We start from the raw sequence: 20,954 nt of genomic DNA, 5'->3' as shown, positions 1-20,954 counted from the left end.
CACCCCCATGATCGAATCTGTCTCGTCGTTGTGCAGGCTCACTCCGGTGCCGGTCATCCGCCGTCCGGCCCGGAATCCCCGGAGCACCCGGGGAGCGCCGTCGGCCCGGGCAGCTCGGACAGCCGCCGTCCCGGATCGGCCAATGCCGCGCCCAGCGTTTCCCGCAGCCCGGCCATCAGCCGTGTCACCGTGGGCGTGGTGAACAGGTCGGTGCTGAACTCCACCGTGCAGGTCAGGACCCCGTCCCGGGGGACCACGGCGATATCGAGGTCGAACTTCGCGGTGCCCGTGTCGACATCGGTCTGGTGCACGTCGAGCCCGGGCAGCGCCGGCACCGTGCCGGAGGCGTCGTCCACGTGGAAGACCACGTCGAAGAGCGGATTGCGCCCCGGGGTGCGGGCCGGCAGCAGCTCCTCGACCAACCGGTCGAACGGCACCTCCTGGTGGGCGTACCCGGCCAGGGCGATGTCGCGGGTCCGCGTCAACAGCTCGGCGAAGGTCGGGTCGCCGGAGAGGTCGGCGCGCAGCACAATGGTGTTGACGAAGAAGCCGATCAGGGGCGCCAGTTCGGGCCGTGTCCGCTGGGAGACCGGCGTGCCGACGCCGAAGTCGTCCTGTTTGCCGGTCCGGCCGAGGACGGTCTGCACGGCGGCGAGCAGGACCATGAACTCCGTCGCGCCGTGGGCCCGTGCGACCGCGCTCAGCCGCTTCGCGCCCAACTCGTCCAGCAGGTCGCAGTGGTGCCGGCCGCCGGCCCCGGTCCGGATCCGCGGGCGGGGCCGGTCGGTCGGCAGTCGCAGCACGGGCAGGTCCGCGAGCCGGTCCCGCCAGTACCCCAGGGCTGCTTCTTCGGCCGTCCCGCCGAGCTGCCGCTGCCACAGCGCGTAGTCGCCGTACTGGACCGGCAGCGTCCGCAGGGGACTGGGCAGCCCCGCGGCGTACGTGCCGTAGAGCTGTGCCAGTTCGGCAAGGAGCAGACGGAACGACTCGGCGTCCGCGGCAGCGTGGTGCACCACGACGGAGAGCAGGTGCTCCTCGGCTCCGACGCGCAGCAACTCGGCGCGGATCAGCGGACCCCGGTCCAGCCGGAACGGCCGCCGTGCGGCCCCGGCCGCCCGATCCTCGGCTGCTGACCGGGCCTTCGGGGCGGGCAGGCCCGACAGGTCGGATTCGGAGATCTCGAAGGCGTCGGCAGGCTCGACGAACTGCACCAGGACCCGGTCCTCGCCCAGCGTGAACCGGGAGCGCAGGACCTCGTGCCGGGACACCACCTCGCGCAGCGCCGCCCGGAGCGCCCGTGCATCGAGACTCCCGCGCAGCCACAGGTTCAGCGGCACGTTGTAGTCGGCGCTTCCCGGGTGGAGCTGGTCGAGGAACCACAGTCGTTGCTGGCCGACCGAGAGCGGCGCCGGCCGGTCTGCGGGCCGCGGGCGGATCGCCGTGCTGCCGGCGTCGGATGCCACCGGTGCCGCCGCCGCGGCGGTCGCCAGTTCGGTGACGCGCCGGTGCTCGAAGATCGCACGCACCGGGAGCTCGACGCTCAGCAGCGAGCGCAGCCGTGCGATGACGCGGGTGGCCTGGTACGAGTTGCCGCCGAGCGCGAAGAAGTCGTCGTCGATGCCGAATTCCCCGCGGCCGAGTACATCCGCCCACACCGCATGGACCACTTTCTCCAGGTCGGTCCGCGGCGGCCGGCCGGCGCTGTCCGCGCCGGTCTGCCGGGGTTCGGGCAGCAGCGCGTGGTTCACCTTGCCGTTGGACGACAGCGGAAGCTCGGGCAGCGGGGTGATCGTCGCCGGGACCATGTAGTGCGGGAGCTGCTGTCGCAGACCGCGGAACAGGTCATCGGTGTCGAAGCCGTCCGCTCCGACGACGTACGCCGCCAGCTCGGCCGTCCCTGCGACGCCGCGCCGCAGTACATGGGCGTCCCGTACGCCGCTGTGGCGCCGGATCACCGCGGCCACCTCGCCGAGCTCGATCCGGTACCCCCGGATCTTCACCTGGTCGTCCTCGCGCCCGAGGAAGTCGAGCGTGCCGTCCGGCAGCCACCGCACCATGTCGCCGGTGCGGTAGGCGCGCTGCCCGGGGGGTCCGAACGGGTCGGGAACGAAACGTTCCGCGGTCAGGGCGGGAGCGCCGCGGTAGCCGCGCGCCAGCCCGCGGCCGCCGATGTACAGCTCCCCGGGTACGCCGATCGGCACCAGTTCGCCGTCCGTGCCGACGACGTGGACACGGGTGTCGCCGACGGGCCGGCCGATCGGTATCGAGGTGGCGTCCGGTGCCGGTTCGGACTCGATGGGGTGCAGCGTGGTGTTGGTCGCGGACTCGGTGGGGCCGTAGCAGTTCAGGAGCCGCAACTCGGGCAGCTCCCGGAGCAGACGGCGTATGTGCGGTACCGACGGGGCCTGGCCGCCGATGCCCAGCTGCCGTACCCCGGCGAGCAGTTGGGGATCGGTGTCGACGACCAGATGCGCCAGAGCCGCAGTCATCCACAGGACGGTCACGCCGTGGCGGCGGACGGCCGCGCCGATGTCGACCGGATCGGTGAGCCGCTCCCCCGGCACCGCGATGGTCGCACCGTGTGCCAGCGGCAGCCAGATCTCCAGGTTCGACGGGTCGAAGTTGGCCGGATGCAGCAGGAGGAACGTGTCGTCGCTGCCCACCGGCGCCTGGTCGCCGCCGAACACGAGCCGTACCAGGGCCCGGTGCGGTACGGCGACGCCCTTCGGGCGCCCGGTGGAGCCCGAGGTGTGGATGACATACGCCAGACCCTCCGGATCGGGGCCGGGCGGATTGTCCGACGGGAGGCCCGCGATGTCTGCCCGCTCGTCGTCCAGATGGACGACGAGCGAGAGGCCGGACGGCAGTCTGTCGTGTACGTCCCGGTGGCCGATCACCACGGTCACGCCGCAGTCGGCGAGGAGCAGGCGGATCCTTTCCGCGGGATGCCCGGGGTCGAGCGGCAGATACGCTCCCTGGGCCTTCAGCACCGCGAGCATGGCTGTGACGAGGTCCGCGCCAGGTCGCAGGCAGACGCCGACGACGACGTCCGGGCCCACACCGAGCGACCGCAGGTGGTGGGCGAGCCGGTTCGCGGCCGCGTTGAGCTCCGCGTACGTGGTCCGCCCGGCCTCGTCGACGACGGCGATGGCGGCGCCGGCCGCCGCGGCCTGCCGCTCGACGACCGCGGTGATGGTGTCCACCGGGGTGGTGACGGTCGAGTTGAACGTCTCCAGCAGCTCCCGTCGCTCGTCGGGTCCGAGCATGTCGAGCTGTGACAGCCGCCGGTCGGGATCGGCGAGTGCCGAGCTCAGTAGCCGCCGGTAGTGCCCGGCCATCCGTGCGACGGTCTCCCGGTCGAACAGGTCGGCGCTGAAATTGATCCGCCCGGTGAGCCGCCCGTGCCGGTCGGTGCGTACCTCCATGACGAGGTCGAAGGCCGCGGACCGCTCGTCCACCGGGATCTTCGTCAGCTCGACGCCCTCCAGCCGCAACTGGTCCTCCGGGGCCTCGATCGCCTGGAAGATCACCTGCACCAGCGGGTTGCCCCGCAGATCGCGCTCCACGCGCAGTTCGGAAACCAGGTCCTCGAACGGCGCCTCGGAGTGATCGCCCGCTGCGAGCGTCGTCTCGGTCACCTGGCGGAGCAGGGCGGCGAACGTGGGGTCGCCCGTGCAGTCCGCGCGCAGCGGCACCGTGTTGACCAGGAAGCCGACCAGATCCTCGACCTCGCGCCGGTTGCGGTTGGCGAACGGCGTGCCGACGATGATGTCCTTGCCGCGCCCGTACCGGGACAGCAGCGCGAAGAACGCGGTCAGCAGCGTCATGTACGAGGTGACACCGGAGCGGGCGGCGAATCCGGCCAGTGCGGCTCCGGTCTCGGGCGGGAGGCTGAAGTGGAGGGTGCCGCCGCGGTTCGTGGGGCGGGCCGGCCGGGGCCGGTCCGCCGGCAGCTCCGGTTGGGCCGGCGCGCCGGCCAACTGCTCGCGCCAGTAGGCGAGGTCACGGTGGTGCGCGTCATCGCCGAGGGCTGCCCGCTGCCGGCGGGCGTAGTCCCGGAAGCGCAGGGGGACGGCGGGCAGGCCCGCGGGCCCTCCGTGGCGGAAGGAGTGGTACAGCTCGCTCAGCTCGGAGAACAGCACCTCGGTAGCGCGGCCGTCGGCGACCATGTGGTGGATGACCCACGAGAGCACGTGCTCATCAGGGCCCAGGCGCACGAGCGTGATGCGTATCAGTGGACCGGTCGAGAGGTCGAACGGCCCGGCAGCGGCGGCGGCCAGCAGCTCGTCCAGCTCCCCGCCGGGGGCGCCGGTCAGATCGACGACCGCGAGTTCCGTGGTCGGTTCGGGGTCCACCACCTGGCGGGGCACTCCGGCCGACGTCAGGTACCGGGTGCGCAGTATCTCGTGCCGGACGATGAGCGCGTGCAGTGCGCGGCGCAGGGCCTCGGCATCGAGGGCACCGCGCAGGCGGAACACCTCGGTGACGTTGTACGCGGCGTTGTCCGGCTGCAACTGGTCCAGGAACCACAGGCGTTGTTGTGCCGACGACAACGGTGCTTCGGCGTCCGTGTCCGTGGCCGTGACGGGGATGGGCGTCCGCGGCGGCGAGCCGGCCGGCTCCGGGCCGTCCGAGGGGTCTGCGCTCAGGGCTCGCTCGACGGTCTCGGCCAGCGCCGCGGGGGTGGGACGCCGGAAGAACCGGCTCATCGCCACCTCGACACCGAATGCCTCACGCACCCAGGACAGCAGCCGGATCGCGCGGATGCTGTCGCCGCCCGCGGCGAAGAAACTGGTGTCGTCGCCGACGGCCGCACCGGGCAGTACGGCGGCATAGCCCTCTTCCGTGATCCGCCGCACGAGGGCGGCCCCGGGGCCGGTCCCGTGTCCCTGCAGCCGGGCGCCCCGCTCCTCGTCGCGCGCGGCCGGGCCGGCGGAGCCGGTGGGGTTCCGGGCCGCCAGCGCGGCCAGATCGACCTTGCCGGAGGCGGTGATCGGGATCTGCTCCACCTCGACGAGCAGCCCCGGCACCATGTACGACGGGAGGCGATCGGCGAGATCCCGGCGGATGTCGTCGAGGTGCGGCCGGTGACCGGCGGCGGGCACGAGGTAGCCGACGAGGGTGGCGTCGATGTCGGCGACGACGGCGGCGGAGATCTCGGGCCGCTCGGCGAGGGCCGCTTCGATCTCGCCCAGCTCCACGCGCTGTCCGCGGACCTTCACCTGACGGTCCCGGCGCCCCAGGAAGACGATGTCGCCGTCGGCGGACCAGCGGGCGAGGTCGCCGGTGCGGTAGAGGCGTTCGCCCGGCCGGAACGGGTCGGGCAGGAAACGCTCCGCCGTGCGGGCCGCGTGGCCCAGGTAGCCGCGCGCCACGCCGGCTCCGCCGACGAACAGTTCGCCCACCGCGCCGGGCGGTACGGAGCGCAGGTCGTCGTCGAGGATGTACGCCTGGTGGTTGTCGACGGGCCGCCCGATGGGCGGCGAGGACCGCCATGTGCCGGTGCATTCCTTGTAGATGACGCCGATGGTGGTCTCGGTCGTCCCGTATCCGTTCACGAACCGGCGGCCTTCGGCCCAGCGTGTGGTCAGCCGGCCGGAGAACGGCTCGCCGCCGACCGATGCGAGGCGCAGCATCGGTACGCGGCCGGGGTCGAGCAGCTCCAGCAGGGCGGGCGGCAGCTCGGCGACGGTGATGCCGCCCTGGACGAGCGCCTGCGTCAGTCCTTCCACCGAGCGGCGGTCGTCGTCGCCGATCATACGGAGGGAGGCACCGCTCAGCAGTGCGCAGAAGATCTCGAACACCGAGACGTCGAAGCCGGGCGACGCGTACTGCAACAGCCGGTCGTCGGGGGTCAGTTCGAAGAGCCGCTGCAGGGATTCGACGAAGTTCACGGTGCTGTCGTGCTCGACCAGGACCGCGCGTGGTGCTCCGGTACTGCCCGAGGTGTACATGGCGTAGGCGAGCTGACGGGGGTCGGTGGCCGGCGGTTCCATGGGCATGGAGTCGTCGGCACCGGCGGCATCGGGCAGGGCGCAGTCGGGCACGGCGTCGTCGTCGAGATTCACGACGACCCAGTCACCGGCCGGGATCCTGCCTCGCAGCCGGGCGTCGGAGACGACCGCACGTACCCCGGCGTCGCGCAGGAGCGTCGCCAGCCGGCCGGGCGGCACCGCCGGGTCGATCGGCAGCCAGGCGGCGCCGGCGTACAGCGCCCCGAGGCAGGCGATCACCCAGCGCTTGTCGTCACGGGTGACATGGACGGCAACCAGGTCCTCGGGCCCGGCACCGGCTGCCATGCGCAGCCTCCGTCCGAGCCAGGCGGCAGCCTCCGCCACCTGCCGGTAGGTGAGCGCGCCTGCCGCATCCACGAGCGCCGTCCGGTCGGCGAAACGCCGCTGCGCACGGTCGAAAGCCGCGGTGAGGGTGTCGGGCCGACGGGAGGTCGCGGTCCGGTTGGGGCCCTCGATCACGTCGCGCAGCTCGTCGTCGGAGTGGAGCGCGAGGGCGGACACCGGTAGGTCCGGGGTGGCGGATGCGGCCTTGAGCAGGGTCTCGGTGCCTCGCAGCACGCCTTCGACCAGCTCCGTCTCGTAGCGGTCGGGATCGTAGGCCGCGGTCAGTGTGCCCGTGGCCGTGGACAGTCCGATGTGGACGTCGCCGACGCGCGAATCGTCGCCGGTGCCGGTACGGGACTTGTCGTCGCCGTGGACAGCGGCGTCGACGTGCTCCCCGTTCTCGTCGTTCTCGTCGTTCTCGCCAATGTGCTCGTCGATCCGCAGCAGGACCGGCGGCCGGGCCGCGGTCCCAGGCGGGGCGCCGGCCGTCCGGGACTCGGCCAGGGCGCGGTCCGTCGCCGCGACGAGGTCGGGCGTCCGCCACGCCGGGTCGATGGCGAGTGCGAGCGGCCGGCTGCCGGACGGTCCGGTGGAGACGGCGACCAGCAGGTCCGATTCCGCGCAGTACCGCGCGATGGTCGCGAGCGCGGCCGCAACCACGACCGTCGCGGCCGGCACATCACACTCCGCGGCGATGTGGTGCAGCGCCTTGGTGCAGGCTTCGTCGAGGTCGCGTACCACCCGTCGGCGGGCGGGCCGGGGAGCCGGACCCGTGGCCACGGCACGGGGCAGTGCCGTGGGAACCGTCTGGGCCCCGGGCCGGGGCCGGGGCCGGGGCCGGTCGCGTCGGGCGGCGGCGCGGTGGATCCGGCGCAGAAACCGGGCACGCCGCTGTTCGAGAGTCAGGTCTGAGTGCATCTCGCCACATCTTTCGCGCGGGATCGGCGCGGACGGCACGCCGAGGAACGGCGCGGACCCGGATGCCGGGTCGCACCGTTCTGACGACCGGTTCAGTCAGCGATGGTTCCGGAGCCTGCGCCGCCCTTCGTGGCCTCGTCGACGGCATTCGCGAGTTCACGGACCGTGGAGTGTTCAAAGATGAGAGTGAGCGGGAGTTCAAGTCCGGATGCATCACGCAACTGGTAGGTCACCATTGTCGCGGACATCGAGTTTCCGCCGACGGCGAAGAAGTTGTCGTCGAGCCCGAACTGATCATGGTTGAGGACATCCGTCCAGATCTCCACCACTTTGGACTCGGTCGGCGTCCGCTTGTCGGTGTCGGTGTTCAACGCAATTCCCCCCGCGGGTCGGTCGACTGAACTCGGCGGCCGTGGACGTGCCCGGCGCAGCACGCCCACTGTACGTCAACTCGCTCTCAGCCAACCGGAATTGATGGGACCGCAAGCCGAGGAGGCCACCGCGTCGGCAGCGACGCCGGACCGCCGAGCGGGAAGCCCGCCCGGGCCGCGTCATGCATCACTTTCGACCCTTGACCGGCCGAAGTTCCTGTGCCTAGGCTCGTGCAGCATTCGGCCACACGGGGGAGGGCCAGCCGATGACCTCAATGCACCTTGCAGAAGTCTCGCCTTTATCTCGGCCGAGCCCGACGTGGCGCGAAGCGCCCGTTCTCCCGTGGCAGTCGACGACACGCTCGACGCCGGAGACCTCTGACACCTCGTACGAAGTGTTCTCATACGGAGAATCCGGCGAGAGTCGCCCGCCATTCCGAGAGGTTTCGCCGTGCTTCGCGTCTCTTTCGTCAACATGCCCTTCGCCGACTGGAATCGCCCTTCGTTCGCGCTGAGCCAGCTCGCCGGTCTGATCAAGCAGGAGTTCTCCGACCGGGCCACGGCCCAGCTGCACTACCTGAACCTCGACTTCACCAAATACTTCGGCGTCGGCACGTACGAGGAGATCGCCGGCGACATGACCCACCTCTACAGCGGGGTGGGCGAGTGGCTGTTCCGGCACATCGCGTTTCCCGATGAGCCCGACAACGCCGACAGTTACTTCCATCGGTACTACCGCGAGCCCGCCTGGGACTCGTTCCGCGAGGACCTGCTGCGGCACCGCGACGGCATCGAGGAATTCATGGCCGGGCTGATCGACCGGTACGACCTGGCCTCCGCCGACGTCGTCGGTCTGACCTCGATGTTCGCACAGACCACGCCGGCCCTCGCACTGGCCAAGATGATCAAGGACCGGAACCCGGAGTGTGTGATCCTCCTCGGCGGGTCCAACTGCGAGACCACGATGGGCGCCGTCCTCGCGTCGGAAGTGGACTATCTGGACTACGTGTTCTCCGGTCCGAGCCTGGTGAGCTTCTCCGAATTCCTGGAGCACCTGCTCGCCGGCCGGACTGCCGAACTCTCCTCCATCCGGGGCGTCATCAGCCGGGAGAACTGCAAGCAGCCGCAGGTCCGGCTGAGCGTCGGCCGGGACCGTGACATCAACGACTATGTGCCCCTCTACTACGACGACTTCGCCGACGCCATACGGGATTCGGCCGAAGTCGTAGCCGAGGGACAGCTGGAGCCCACGCTGTTCTTCGAGACCTCGCGCGGATGCTGGTGGGGTGCCCGCAGTCACTGCACATTCTGTGGTCTCAACGACGAGACCATCGGATTCCGGCAGATGGCGCCGGAGCTCGCGATACGGCAGTTCGAGTGGCTTTTCTCGCTCCATCCGCAGTTCAAGAACTACATGTGCACCGACTACATCATGCCGAGGAACTACCCGACGGACGTCTTCCCGCACACCTCCCCGCCGGACGACGCGTCGATCTTCTACGAGCTCAAGGTCCCGGTCAGCGCGGCCACCATGAAGACACTCGCCGACGCCCGGGTCAACCGTCTCCAGGCAGGGATCGAGTCGCTCAACTCCGAGACCCTCAAACTGCTGGGCAAAGGCACCACTTCGTTCCAGAACCTGCAGTTCATGAAGCACTGCCTCCAGTACCGCATCCATCCGGAGTGGAATCTGCTCATCGGCGCGCCGCAGGAGCCGGAGGAGATGTACGCGAAGTACGAGCGGGACTTTCCCCTGCTCGTTCATCTGACTCCGCCGACCGGTGCGTTCTTCATCCGCTTCGACCGGTTCAGCCCGTACTACAACGAGCGGCTCAAGTACGGTCTCGACCTGCGTCCGATGGACTTCTATCCGCTGGTCTTCCCCTTCGATTCGCAGAGTCTCGACCAGCTCGCGTACTTCTTCTCCGACCACGGTCCCGCGCCCTACGCCATGACCGGCCTGAAATGGTATCCCGCATTGCAGCGGGTCGTGGACGACTGGCGCGCCCGCTGGGACAGCCCGGAAGGGCGACCGCGCCTCGTGCTGCTGCGCGACGGCGACGACCTCCACATCGAGGACACCCGGTTCGGTCCGGCGCAGCGGATCCCGGTCGACGAGCAGATGCTGCCCCTGCTGCGGGCGCTGAATTCGCCCAAGCGGCCCGACCAGTTGACCGGCCCCGACGGTACGTCGCCGTCCCAGGTCACCGACTGGCTGGAAACGCTCCAGCAGCACCGGATCCTCTTCGAGGAGGACGGGCGCCTGCTGAGTCTCGTCACCGGCGTCGAGACCGTCGGCTAGGGCCTGTCCGGTGGACGAGTGACGAAAGCGAGCAGCATGGACGGCCCGGAGAACGCGCTGCGGCAAGGGACCCCGGATTCCGCGAAACCGGCGGCGGAGAAACCGTCCTGGCCGCATTTCGGCCGGCTGTGGACGGCGAACGCCCTGTCGTCTCTCGGCGATGGCGTGCGCAACACCGCGCTGCCTCTGCTCGCCCTGTCATTCACCCACGACCCGCTGCTGCTGTCGCTGATCACCGTCGTCATCGGGCTGGGAATGATGCTCGCGCCGCTCGGCGGCGTATGGGCCGACATGTTCAACCGCAGGGCCCTGCTGATCGTGATCGACCTGTGCCGGTTCGGCGTCGTCGCTCTGATCGCTCTGGGCCAGCTGACCGGCACGCTCGGTCTGGCTGCGGTGTACGTCGCGGCGGCGGTGCTCGGCATGGCCGAGTCGTTCTTCCTGGTCACGGCGCAGGCGCTGCTTCCCGAGGTCGTCCCGAAGGACGCGCTGACGACGGCCAACGGCCGTCTGCACGCCGTGCAGGTCGTGATGCGTGACAGCCTCGGCCAGCCCCTGGGCGGTGTGCTCTTCGCGTTCGCGGCGGCAGCGCCGTTCGTTCTCGACGGCGTCTCCTTCCTGCTCGGTGTGCTGCTGCTGATGTTTCCGCTGGTGCGGCGGGTGCGGGTCGAGCAGGCCGGGCCCCGCACCAGCTGGTGGCAGGCGATCCGTGAGGGGCTGCGCTATCTGCGGGAGGACCGCCTGCTCGTCAGGCTGGCGGCCATTCTGGGTGCCCTCAACTTCTTCACCATGAGCCTCGGTGTGCTGATGGTGCTGTACGTCGTGCAGTGGCTGGACCTGCCGGAGAGCGCATTCGGGTTCTATCTGGCGGCGAACGCGGTCGGCGGGGTCATCGGCGGGCTCGGCAGCGACCGGGTCCGGCGGGCCATCGGTGTGCTGCCCGGCGCCGTACTGGCCCTCGTCGTCATGGGAGTCGCCTGTCTGCTGCTCGGCACGACCCGGTCGCCGGCCGTCGCGGCCGTCTCCTTCGGCGCGGTCGGGCTCGGCATCGCCATCTGGCACACACTGATCACGGCCTTCCGGCAGGCCACCATTCCGCCGGAGATTCTGGGCCGGGTCAACGGCGTGTTCCGCCTGCTGTCGGTGAGCGTGTCGCCGTTCGGGGCGCTCGCGGCCGGCGCGGTCGCGAAGGTCGCCGAGGTGAACGTTCCGCTGGTGGTGTCCGGCATCGGGATTCTCACGCTCGCCGCGATCGGCGGCAGGTCGCTGCTGCGCATGAGCCCCGGACCCGCCACCCGCTGACGGTTTCGTGTGGCGGCACGTGCGGTCATGCCGGAATGCCGATCAGACGGTCACGTCGGAATGCCGATCAGACCCAGCGGCTGGCTGGTCGGCTGCGGCGAGCCGCCGATGGGCTCGACGGTGACGCCCACGGCCGTCGCCTGGTTCAGGGGCCCGTCCAGCATCTGCATCTCCTGGGCCTCGGCTCCGCTGACCAGCCCGGCCGGCCTGAACGTACCGTCGTCGCTGAACCACAGCGCGTACGTCTTGTCGGCAGGCAGCGGCGGGATTCTCGAGGCGAAGAAGGCCGCGGCGTCCGCGCTGCGGGACACCGCGATCGTGCCGGTGGTTCCGTCCGACAGCGTCTGCGTGTGGAGCTCCACATCGGGCGCGGCCAGTATGTCGGCGACACCGGCATACCGTTCCTCTGCCTGGGCCAGCTCCGACCTGGCATCCTCCGCCGCCTGGTACTGCCAGGCGGCGACGCCGCCGAGGACCGCCGCCAGCGCCAGGCACGCCGCCAGCGCCAGCTGGAGCAGTCGGCGGCCCCTATCGCGGCTTCGCACTCCCGCCTGCCGCGGGACGATCGGATCCTGCGGGGTGACGGCGATCCGTTCCAGTACGCGCCGCCGCAGATCGGCCGGGGGCTCGGCGGCCGCCGCCTGCCCCAGCCGCGCGGCCGTGGCGGAGAGCTGCGCGACCTCTGCCGTGCACGCGTCGCAGGAGGCCAGGTGCTCCTCGAACGCGCGCCGCTCGGTGTCCGGCAGTGCGTGGAGCACATACGCGCCGGCTGCCGAGTGCCGCTCTCCGTTCTTCATCGCCGTGCCCCTCCCTCCCGCAGACAGTCACGCAGCCGGATCAGGCCGTCACGCATGCGTGCCTTGATCGTGCCGAGCGGCTGTGACAGAGAGTCGGCCACTTCCCGGTAGGTGAGCCCGTGGTAGAAGGCGAGCACGACCGATTCCCGCTGCAGGTCGGTCAGCGACTGCAGACAGCGGCGGACCTGCTGACGCTCGAGGCTGGTCTCGACCTGTTCCACCACCTCGTCGAAGGGCGGCCCGGACTCCAGCAGAGCCACCCGGCGTTCCCGTTCGCCGCGGGCCTGGGCCGAGCGGACGCGATCCACCGCGCGCCGGTGGGCCAGCATCAGCACCCATGTCAGGGCGCTGCCCTGCTCGGGCCGGAACCGGCCTGCGGTGCGCCACACCTCCACCAGCACGTCCTGAGTCACCTCCTCGGACTGGGCCGGATCCCTCAGGACCCGGCGCACCAGCCCCAGTACCGGACCGCTGACCCTTTCGTACACAGGCACGAAGGCGTCTTGGTCACCACGACCCACCCGGACCATCAGCTCATCCAGCCCCGGCTCGCTCAGCGGCCCCGGGACGCCAGGATCCGGATCAGGTGCTGACACTCGTTCCCTCGTGCGTCGTGGACACCGCAGTGCCCAGCGGGCTGGCCCGCTATCCATGCCACCACTGATTCGAACCGTCCGCACGCCTGGATGTGCGGGCCTCCGCCGCCCCGATCCGGGCGGCCGGAGTCCGCTCCGCACACCGGTACCGGTCACCGGCGCGGTCACCGCTGTGTGCACTCCCAGTGTCCCTTCTCCCAGGTCTCCTCCCAGTGGCCGTTGGTCCGCTCGTCGTCACGATTCCTGTCGTCACGATCGGAGTCGTCCCTGTGCCACGCCTTCTCCGAGTCGTCCTCGACCCACCTCTTCTCCCAGTGCCCCTTCTTCCATTCGCAATCGTCGTCGCCGCCGACAACGTGTGTGCTCGCCGCAGTGGTCGCCGGGACGGGCGTGGCGGCAGCCGCACCGACGGGACCGAACGCCGCGCCTCCGGCCAGCAGGCCCGTGGCAGCGACGCCTGTCACCAGACGGCGGAAACGGATGGAACCAGCCATCGGACACTCCTCCCTGATGTGGAACGGACGCACACGCCACGGCGCTGCCCGTATCCGGGCCGAGGACCCTGCCTCTGCTGTTCGGATCCGGCACCCGATGGCCGTGTTCGGCAGTGACACAACTAGTTCGGCGCCGCCGCGAACCCGGATGGGCAAAAGCCCGGAAAATCACAGCACCGACACGAGTGCTTACGTTGAGTCCCCGATGCATGGCGAAGGCTCCGCGGGACGTCGGAGTCCGGCCGCTCTCACAGAGCCCTCCAGGCGTTGCTCCGCCCTGACTGCCGCTCAACGGGTGATTGTGCGGCGTGTCGCCACTCGAAGGGCCCACGGTGTCCCCCTAATGCAGCTTTCTCCGCTGGTGCGGAGCCGTGATCTGGCTGACGGTGAACGAGTCGCAGCTGCGATCCGATGAGCCGACGATGTGTCAGCCCTCGCAGAAGCGGCGAAAGGAACGTGCTCTCATGCGCTCTGCCCGCACCCTGTGCGCCTCAGCCGCCATCACCGCGGTTCTGACGATTACTGCTCCGGTCGCATATGCCATGACCGTTGCGGAGGACTGGAGCCAGGACTCCGGCTCCTCCTCCAGCGAGGACCACAGCAAGTCCGAGAAGAAGGACGACTACCAGAAGCAGGACGAGTCCAAGAAGCAGGACGACTCGAAGAAGGACGAGTACAGCAAGAAGGACGAGTCCAAGAAGGACGACTACAGCAAGAAGGACGACTCCGAGAAGCAGGACACGTCCAAGAAGGACGACTACAGCGACGACTACAGCAAGAAGGACGACTCCAAGAAGGACGACTACAGCGACGACTACAGCGACAAGGACGACTCCAAGAAGGACGACTACAGCGACAAGGACGACTCCGACAAGGGCGACCACGACAAGGGCGACAAGAAGGACGACCACGACAAGTGGAAGCACCACGGCAAGAAGCACCACGGCCACGGCAAGGGCGACCACGACAAGGACGACCACGACGACGACGATGACGACGACGACAACGACAAGCCGAAGGGCGGCGTCGACGCCGGCGGCGGCGCCCTCGCCATGGCCGTAGCCGAGGACGACTCCGACTACGACAAGAGCGATAAGTCGGACTACGACAAGGGCGACAAGAAGGACGACTCCGACAAGGGCGACAAGAAGGACGACCACGGCAAGTCGTGGAAGCGCGACCACGACAAGAAGGACTACGACCACGGCAAGAAGGACCACGACAAGGACGACCACGACGACGACGACGATGACGACGACGACGATGACGACGAGCCCAAGGGCGGCGTCGACGCCGGCGGCGGCGCCCTCGCCATGGCCGTAGCCGAGGACGACTCCGACTACGACAAGGGCGACAAGGGCGACAAGGGCGACCACGACAAGGGCGACAAGAAGGACGACCACGGCAAGTCGTGGAAGCACGACAAGGACGACCACGACGACGACGATGACGACGATGACGACGACGACGACAAGGACAAGCCGAACGGTGGCGTGGGCACCGGCGGTGGCGGTCTGGCGATGAACAGCAGCAGCCTGGCTGCCGGTTCGGCTCTGATGCTCGGTGGCATCGGCGCCGGTGTCTACAAGCTGCGTCGCCGCGGCGTCAAGTCCGGGACCTCTGCCTGATGAGGCCGCACCACTAGCAGTTCGCTGCGCTGTCGCGGCCGCCGTCCCCCTCGGACGGCGGCCGCGGCGATTACGTTTCCGCCGCCACGGCCCCGATCCGCCGCTCGCTCACGCCGCTCCCCTCCGGGTACACGAAAGGCACTTCCCATGACCGCCCAGCAGCCGCCCGATCCGAAGACGCCCGGGCAACCGTCCTCCTCCCGTTCCGTCAGCCGCAGCCTGTTGTGGCCCGCCGCGGCGGTCGCGCTCGGCGCTCTGCTCCTCCACAACTCCTTCGACTCCATCGGGGAGAACAGACCGCGACCCCTTCCTGCGGCCGCCGCCCCCGCGCCCACCACCCACAAGGCCGGCTCCCCCCAGGCCACCACCGGGCTGGTGCTGACCCGTTCCGCCCCGACTCGGATCTCCATCCCGGCGATCTCCGTCAACGCGCCCTTCACCCCTCTGAAGATCGGCCCGTCCGGACAGCTCAACCCGCCGCCACCCAACAACAAGAATCTGGCGGGCTGGTTCGAGGCGGGTGCCACACCCGGTGAACGCGGCACCTCCATCGTCGCGGGCCATGTCGACACCAAGACCGGCCCGGCCGTGTTCGTGGGGCTGAGTGCGCTGAAGCCCGGAAACCATATCGACATCACCCGCAAGGACGGGCAGGTCGCGACGTTCAAAGTCGACTCGGTGGAGATGTTCAGCAAGGCGCGCTTCCCCAATGAGCGCGTCTACAACGACACCCCGTCGGCGCAGCTGCGCCTGATCACGTGCGGTGGCGAATTCGACCTGAAGACCAAGGACTACAAGGACAACGTCGTCGTCTTCGCCCACCTCGACTCCGCCAGGAAGGCCGCGAAGGCCGCGAAGGCCTGAACCACAGCCGGTCCCGATGCCCCCGGCCACATGCCCGGTCCGCCGCCGGGCCGGGGGCGGAGCCGCGGGCCGGGGCATGGGCAGGCTCCGCGGTTCAGTCCGCGAAGCTCCCGTGACGGCCCGCGCCACCCGCGAACCGGTCGGCGCCCGACTGGGTCTCCCCCGCGGTCAGCGGCACCATGCCGTGCCGGTACTCGGCGGCCAGGGCGACCGGCTCGCTCAGGCCGTGCTGCTCGCGGGCGGAAAGTCTGTCGTGGCGCAGGCACAGCTGAGGGAACGCCGCGATCTCCCGGGCGAGTTGCTCCGCCGCCCGGCGGGCGTCGCCGACCGGTACGAGCCGGTTGGCGAGCCCCATGCCGTACGCCTCCGGGGCCGGGACGGGGCGGCCCGTGAGGATCATGTCCATGGCCCGGCTCTCCCCGATCAGGCGCGGCAGCCGTACGGTGCCGCCGTCCACGAGCGGAACGCCCCAGCGGCGGCAGAACACCCCGAAGACGGCGTCCTCCTCCACGACCCGCAGGTCGCACCAGATCGCCAGTTCCAGGCCACCGGCCACCGCGTGGCCGGAGACCGCCGCGATGACGGGCTTGCCGAGCCGCATCCGGGTGGGGCCCATCGGCCCGTCACCGTCGGCGAGGACCTTGTTTCCGCGTGGCGTGCCGATGGCCTTGAGATCGGCGCCGGCGCAGAAGGTACCGCCCTCGCCCCACAGCACGGCGACGGCCGCGTCAGGGTCGGCGTCGAATTCACGGAAGGCCTCGGCGAGTCGGGCGGCGGTCGGGCCGTCGACGGCGTTACGGACCTCGGGGCGGCTGAGGATCACCGTGAGCACGGGGCCCTCGCGCTCGATCCGCACCGCAGGGTTCTCGCTCATCGTTCGCCTTCCCACAGGGGTCGACCGCCGCCCGGGGAGGAATCCCCGGGCCGCGAGTACCGGATGGTCCCGACGAAAGCTAGTGCCCCTCCCGGCAAGCTTTGCCCGGTCGCGGCACTAGTGGGCCCGGGCACCCCGGAGCCAGCCTCATCCGCTGTCCCGGGCAGCCGGGCACCTGGGCGGCCTCGCCGCGCCGGGTGTCGCTGCGTACGTACAGAGTTGCTGCGTGACCGCCTCGCCGAGCGGTCCCACTCCGGCGCTGGTCGGGGGTGTGCCGGGCCGGGCACGCACATCGGTGCCCGGCCCCGGCACGGAGTGGGCTCAGGATGCCGGTGCGGAGAGGTCCGTCCGGATCTCACGGGCCGCTGCGACGAGGTTGTCGAGTGACGCCCGGGTCTCCGGCCAGCCGCGGGTCTTGAGGCCGCAGTCGGGATTGACCCACAGCCGCTCCGCCGGGATGGCCTCGAGTCCCTTGCGGAGCAGGGCCCCCGCGTCGGCGGCGCCAGGGACGCGTGGCGAGTGGATGTCGTACACACCGGGGCCGACCTCGCGCGGATAGCCGGCGATGGCGAGTTCACCGGCGACCTGCATATGGGAGCGGGCGGCCTCCAGGCTGATGACATCGGCGTCGAGGTCGTCGATGGCCTGGAGGATGTCACCGAACTCGGCGTAGCACATATGGGTGTGGATCTGGGTGTCCGGGCGCACCCCGCTGGTGGTGAGGCGGAACGCCTCGGTCGCCCATGTGAGATAGCGGGCCCGGTCCGCGGCGCGCAGCGGCAGCGTCTCGCGCAGGGCGGGTTCGTCGACCTGGATGACGGAGGTTCCCGCCGCTTCGAGGTCGTCGACCTCGTCCCGCAGGGCGAGGGCGACCTGGCGTGCGGTGTCCCCGAGCGGCTGGTCGTCGCGGACGAAGGACCAGGCGAGCATGGTGACCGGGCCGGTGAGCATGCCCTTGACCGGTCGGTCGGTGAGTGACTGCGCGAAGCGGGTCCAGCGCAGGGTCATCGGTTCGGGGCGGGAGATGTCGCCGGCGAGGATCGGCGGGCGGACGCAGCGGGTGCCGTACGACTGGACCCAGCCGTGCCGGGTGGCGATGTAGCCGGTGAGCCGCTCGGCGAAGTACTGCACCATGTCGTTGCGTTCGGGCTCACCGTGCACCAGGACGTCGATTCCGGCCTTCTCCTGGAAGGAGATGACCTCGCGGATCTCGGCCTCGATGCGCTCCTCGTAGCCGGCGGTGTCGATACGCCCGGCGCGCAGATCGGCACGGGCGGTGCGCAGTTCGCCGGTCTGGGGGAACGATCCGATGGTGGTCGTCGGCAGCAGCGGCAGCGCGAGGTGGGCGCGCTGGGCGGCGGCCCGCTCCGGATACGGCTGCGCGCGGCGGCCGTCCGCGTCGGTGACAGCTGCCGCCCGGGCGCGCACCGCCGGGTCGCGGGTGATCGCCGAGCCCGCACGGGAAGCCAGATCGGCCCGGTTCGCGGCCAGCTCCGCCGCGATCGTGTCCGTGCCCTGCGCGAGACCACGGGCCAGGGTGACGATCTCGGCGGTCTTCTGGCGGGCGAAGGCGAGCCAGCGGGCGATCTGTGGATCGATGTCGTGCTCGACGGTGCTGTCCAGCGGCACATGCAGAAGCGAGCAGGAGGCGGACACATCGACCCGGTCGGCGAGACCGAGCAGGGTACCCAGGGTGGCGAGCGAGGCCGAGAGGTCGTTGATCCATACGTTGCGGCCGTCGACGACTCCGGCGACCAGGCGCTTGCCGGGCAGCCCGCCGGCCGCGGCGAGTTCGCCGAGGTTCGCGGCGGCCGGGCCGGTGAAATCGAGGGCGAGACCGTCGACGGGAGCCTTGGCCAGGACCGGCAGTGCTTCGCCGAGCCGGTCGAAGTAGGAGGCGACCAGCAGCCTGGGCCGGTCGCTGAGGCCGCCGAGGGCGCGGTAGGCGCGGGCGGCGGCGTCCAGTTCGGCGGGGGTGCGGTCCTGGACGAGGGCGGGCTCGTCCAGCTGCACCCACTCGGCCCCGGCGGCCCGCAGATCGGCGAGTACCTCGGCGTACACCGGCAGCAGCCGGTCCAGCAGTGTCAGCGGCTCGAAGCCGTCGTCGACGCCGGGAGCGGGCTTGGCCAGCAGCAGGTACGTGACCGGGCCGACGAGCACGGGGCGGGCGCGGTGGCCGAGTGCGAGCGCCTCCCTGAACTCGGCGACCTGCCTGGCCGGATCGGCGGAGAACACGGTGCCGGGGCCGAGCTCGGGGACGAGGTAGTGGTAGTTGGTGTCGAACCACTTGGTCATCTCCAGCGGCGCCGCGTCCTGGGTGCCGCGTGCCATCGCGAAATAGCCGTCCAGGGCGTCTGCCTCGACGGCGGCACGGTGGCGGGCGGGGATCGCGCCGACCATCACGCTGGTGTCCAGGACGTGGTCGTAGTACGAGAAGTCACCGGTCGGCATCTCGTGGACACCGGCCTCTGCGAGCTGCCGCCAGTGGGTGCGGCGCAGGTCCGCGGCGGTGTCCCGGAGGGCGTCCGCGGTGACGCGGCCCTTCCAGTAGCCCTCGATCGCCTTCTTCAGTTCCCGGTTCCGGCCCTGCCGGGGGTAGCCGTACACGGTGGCCCGTGCTCCCGTGGCTGCGGACTTGCTGGTCACGGAACTCTCCTTCGCGAGCGTGTCTCCGATACGACCCCGGGACGGGTCGAGGGCGCGAAGGAACGGCGACCGGGCGGCCGGGTGTTGCCCGTTCCGCCTGGTGTGTGCGCCGACCCGCCCTCGAGGTCACCGGGATCTCCGCACGCGTACGTCGCGGGCGGGCAACGGGCAGGTCTTCGGACTCGCGGGCACGTCTGCCGGTTTCCCGGCGGACATCTACTGGCCGTCGCTTCCCAGACCCGGCCGGGCCCAGTGCGTATGACGGCGGTCGTTCCCGCTCACCGCTGCGGGGCAGTCCCGGATTCCCACCGGGTTCCCTCTTACGACGCTCCTGTCCGGCTGACAGGGCGTACCAGCTGCACGGTCAGCGTAGGGGGTACGTGGGTGCGCGGACATCACTGTTCACATTCCGGAAGGTGATGCGCGGGTGCGGGTGGCCTGCATGCAGCAGACCGGCCGTCTTGCCGGCGGCCCCGGCCCAGGGGTTGACCGGGGCCGCCGGGGGGCAGCCAAGGGGAGAGGCTGCCCTAACAGAACACCGTGGGGCCGACGAGGAGGAGTGTCGTCCGCAGTGCCACCTGAAGTAAATATATTTACTGCCAAGTAAGCAAGGGCATGAAAAAATTCATGCACCTCTGGGTGTGAAAGTCCCTTCCGCAAGACCGCCGCCCGGCCCCGCCGGCGTCAGTCCTCCAGGAAGAAATCGTGCTGCTCAGCGGCCTGCTCGTACTGCTCGAGACGCATCTGCGTACGCTCGGGATCGGCATCGGCCATGGCCTGGAGGATGGCCGCCGACAGCACCCCCGGCGCCGCGTACGAGTCGAAGACCAGACGTGATCCGGTGGCGGCCGTGAACGCGACATCGGCCTCGTCGACCAGTGGCCCCATCGTCAGGTCCGTGATCAGTGCGGTGCGCAGGCCCGCACTGCGTGCGGCCCGCATCGCCGCCAGCGTCTCCTTGGCGTGCCGCGGCATCGCGAACGCCAGCACCCACGTGCCGCCCGCCTCCCGGGACTGCAGCAGCGCGTCGTAGGCCACGCTCCCCCCGCGCGAGACCAGACGCACGTCCGGATGGATCCGCCTCGCCCCGTACGCGAAGTACTCCGCGAGCGACGAGGAGATCCGCAGGCCGAGAACCGTCAGCGGGACCGACCGGGCGAGCTCCCGGCCGACGTCGAGCACCTTGCCCGTGTCGGCGAACACACGGCGCAGGCCCTCCAGACTGCCGATCTCGGCGTCGACGGCCGCCTGCAGTTCGTTGCGGCGGTCCTCCCCCGTGTCCACCGACCCGGCGACCGCGCTCAGCGCGATGGGCTGCAGCGCCTCCCGCAGCGCCGGGAATCCGCTGAACCCCACCGACGACGCGAACCGCGTCACCGACGGCTGGCTCACCCCCACCCGGTCCGCGAGATCCGTGATCGACAAGAAGGCGGCCTCGGTGAGGTGGTCGATGATGTACTGCGCGATCCGCCGCTGCCCGGGAGACAGCCGATGCCCGCCGAACAGAGCACGGACCCTCTCCACAGGCGTCGGCTCCGCATCGGGAGACTGCCTTCCCGGCGTGATCGCAGACGCCTGCGCGCGCGCCTGCTGATCTGATGGCACGGTGTGCCTCCTTCGCATCCCACTTGGGTTCAACATAGCTCACGCACCGTGGTCGCCCACGGGAACCGTCGGCCACTGTCCGGCTGGTGGGACAGCCCCGTACGCGGCTGCCGACTGCGGCGGCCGTGCGGCGAGTTCGGGGACGGCTGAGCGGAACAACCGGCAGTCGTGCGGGAAGGCCCCGACCCGGTCGGCACTTGCCGGGGCCGGAGCCTTCCC

The 20,954-nt window shown here is 70.4% G+C and carries 12 protein-coding genes and 1 riboswitch; of the genes, 4 read left to right on the top strand and 8 right to left on the bottom strand.

Annotation, left to right across the window (positions count from 1 at the left end):
* Positions 1–53: 53 nt before the first annotated feature.
* Complete coding sequence (locus tag ACZ6ZQ_RS19195; protein WP_469769686.1) at positions 54–7,256, bottom strand: amino acid adenylation domain-containing protein; 7,203 nt, start codon at positions 7,254–7,256, stop codon at positions 54–56.
* Between the two features lie 92 nt (positions 7,257–7,348).
* Positions 7,349–7,627: a phosphopantetheine-binding protein gene (locus ACZ6ZQ_RS19190; protein ID WP_469769685.1), complete on the bottom strand. Its 279-nt coding sequence runs from the start codon at positions 7,625–7,627 to the stop codon at positions 7,349–7,351.
* A 451-nt stretch (positions 7,628–8,078) separates the two neighbouring features.
* Here ACZ6ZQ_RS19190 and ACZ6ZQ_RS19185 point away from each other — a divergent pair, with 451 nt between their 5' ends.
* A complete protein-coding gene (locus tag ACZ6ZQ_RS19185) occupies positions 8,079–9,929 on the top strand; it encodes a RiPP maturation radical SAM C-methyltransferase (protein WP_469769684.1) in 1,851 nt (616 codons plus the stop codon).
* A gap of 18 nt (positions 9,930–9,947) precedes the next feature.
* Positions 9,948–11,231 (top strand): MFS transporter, encoded by a 1,284-nt coding sequence (locus ACZ6ZQ_RS19180; RefSeq protein WP_469769683.1) that lies wholly within the window; start codon positions 9,948–9,950, stop codon positions 11,229–11,231.
* A 50-nt stretch (positions 11,232–11,281) separates the two neighbouring features.
* Here the strand turns inward: ACZ6ZQ_RS19180 and ACZ6ZQ_RS19175 are convergent, their stop codons facing one another.
* The 3 genes from ACZ6ZQ_RS19175 to ACZ6ZQ_RS19165 all read right to left on the bottom strand — a co-directional run bounded on the left by ACZ6ZQ_RS19175 (position 11,282) and on the right by ACZ6ZQ_RS19165 (position 13,118).
* A complete protein-coding gene (locus ACZ6ZQ_RS19175) occupies positions 11,282–12,028 on the bottom strand; it encodes an anti-sigma factor (RefSeq protein WP_469769682.1) in 747 nt (248 codons plus the stop codon).
* Positions 12,025–12,681, bottom strand: coding sequence for an ECF RNA polymerase sigma factor SigK (gene sigK, locus ACZ6ZQ_RS19170; protein WP_469769681.1), 657 nt, complete (start codon positions 12,679–12,681; stop codon positions 12,025–12,027). The genes ACZ6ZQ_RS19175 and sigK overlap by 4 nt, the downstream gene beginning before the upstream one ends.
* A gap of 107 nt (positions 12,682–12,788) precedes the next feature.
* Positions 12,789–13,118, bottom strand: coding sequence for a hypothetical protein (locus ACZ6ZQ_RS19165; RefSeq protein WP_469769680.1), 330 nt, complete (start codon positions 13,116–13,118; stop codon positions 12,789–12,791).
* A gap of 542 nt (positions 13,119–13,660) precedes the next feature.
* Between ACZ6ZQ_RS19165 and ACZ6ZQ_RS19160 the strand changes: the two genes are divergently transcribed.
* Together ACZ6ZQ_RS19160 and ACZ6ZQ_RS19155 are read left to right on the top strand one after the other, a co-directional pair.
* The gene (locus ACZ6ZQ_RS19160; RefSeq protein WP_469769679.1) at positions 13,661–14,746 is read left to right on the top strand and encodes a hypothetical protein; all 1,086 of its coding nucleotides are present in this window, start codon (positions 13,661–13,663) and stop codon (positions 14,744–14,746) included.
* 147 nt (positions 14,747–14,893) lie between these two features.
* The gene (locus ACZ6ZQ_RS19155; protein WP_469769678.1) at positions 14,894–15,610 is read left to right on the top strand and encodes a class F sortase; all 717 of its coding nucleotides are present in this window, start codon (positions 14,894–14,896) and stop codon (positions 15,608–15,610) included.
* A gap of 94 nt (positions 15,611–15,704) precedes the next feature.
* Here ACZ6ZQ_RS19155 and ACZ6ZQ_RS19150 read toward each other — a convergent pair whose 3' ends face one another.
* The 3 genes from ACZ6ZQ_RS19150 to ACZ6ZQ_RS19140 form a co-directional block, all read right to left on the bottom strand.
* The gene (locus tag ACZ6ZQ_RS19150; RefSeq protein WP_469769677.1) at positions 15,705–16,484 is read right to left on the bottom strand and encodes a crotonase/enoyl-CoA hydratase family protein; all 780 of its coding nucleotides are present in this window, start codon (positions 16,482–16,484) and stop codon (positions 15,705–15,707) included.
* Between the two features lie 321 nt (positions 16,485–16,805).
* Positions 16,806–19,130 (bottom strand): 5-methyltetrahydropteroyltriglutamate--homocysteine S-methyltransferase, encoded by a 2,325-nt coding sequence (gene metE, locus ACZ6ZQ_RS19145; RefSeq protein WP_469769676.1) that lies wholly within the window; start codon positions 19,128–19,130, stop codon positions 16,806–16,808.
* Positions 19,131–19,280: 150 nt separating this feature from the next.
* Positions 19,281–19,502, bottom strand: a riboswitch (cobalamin riboswitch).
* 312 nt (positions 19,503–19,814) lie between these two features.
* Positions 19,815–20,735: a MurR/RpiR family transcriptional regulator gene (locus ACZ6ZQ_RS19140; protein ID WP_469769675.1), complete on the bottom strand. Its 921-nt coding sequence runs from the start codon at positions 20,733–20,735 to the stop codon at positions 19,815–19,817.
* Positions 20,736–20,954: the final 219 nt, after the last annotated feature.

The sequence above is a fragment of the Streptomyces sp. NPDC053673 genome, from assembly GCF_055585225.1.
The sequence above is the reverse complement of the archived record's forward strand: the minus strand, read 5'-3'. Positions and strand labels throughout refer to the sequence as shown.

What these genes read in the sequence shown, in the direction of transcription:
- ACZ6ZQ_RS19195 (WP_469769686.1), bottom strand. Translation starts at nt 7,256, where the DNA reads ATGCACTCAGACCTGACTCTCGAACAGCGGCGTGCCCGGTTTCTGCGC.
- ACZ6ZQ_RS19175 (WP_469769682.1), bottom strand. Translation starts at nt 12,028, where the DNA reads ATGAAGAACGGAGAGCGGCACTCGGCAGCCGGCGCGTATGTGCTCCAC.
- sigK (WP_469769681.1), bottom strand. Translation starts at nt 12,681, where the DNA reads ATGGATAGCGGGCCAGCCCGCTGGGCACTGCGGTGTCCACGACGCACG.
- ACZ6ZQ_RS19165 (WP_469769680.1), bottom strand. Translation starts at nt 13,118, where the DNA reads ATGGCTGGTTCCATCCGTTTCCGCCGTCTGGTGACAGGCGTCGCTGCC.
- ACZ6ZQ_RS19160 (WP_469769679.1), top strand. Translation starts at nt 13,661, where the DNA reads ATGACCGTTGCGGAGGACTGGAGCCAGGACTCCGGCTCCTCCTCCAGC.
- ACZ6ZQ_RS19155 (WP_469769678.1), top strand. Translation starts at nt 14,894, where the DNA reads ATGACCGCCCAGCAGCCGCCCGATCCGAAGACGCCCGGGCAACCGTCC.
- ACZ6ZQ_RS19150 (WP_469769677.1), bottom strand. Translation starts at nt 16,484, where the DNA reads ATGAGCGAGAACCCTGCGGTGCGGATCGAGCGCGAGGGCCCCGTGCTC.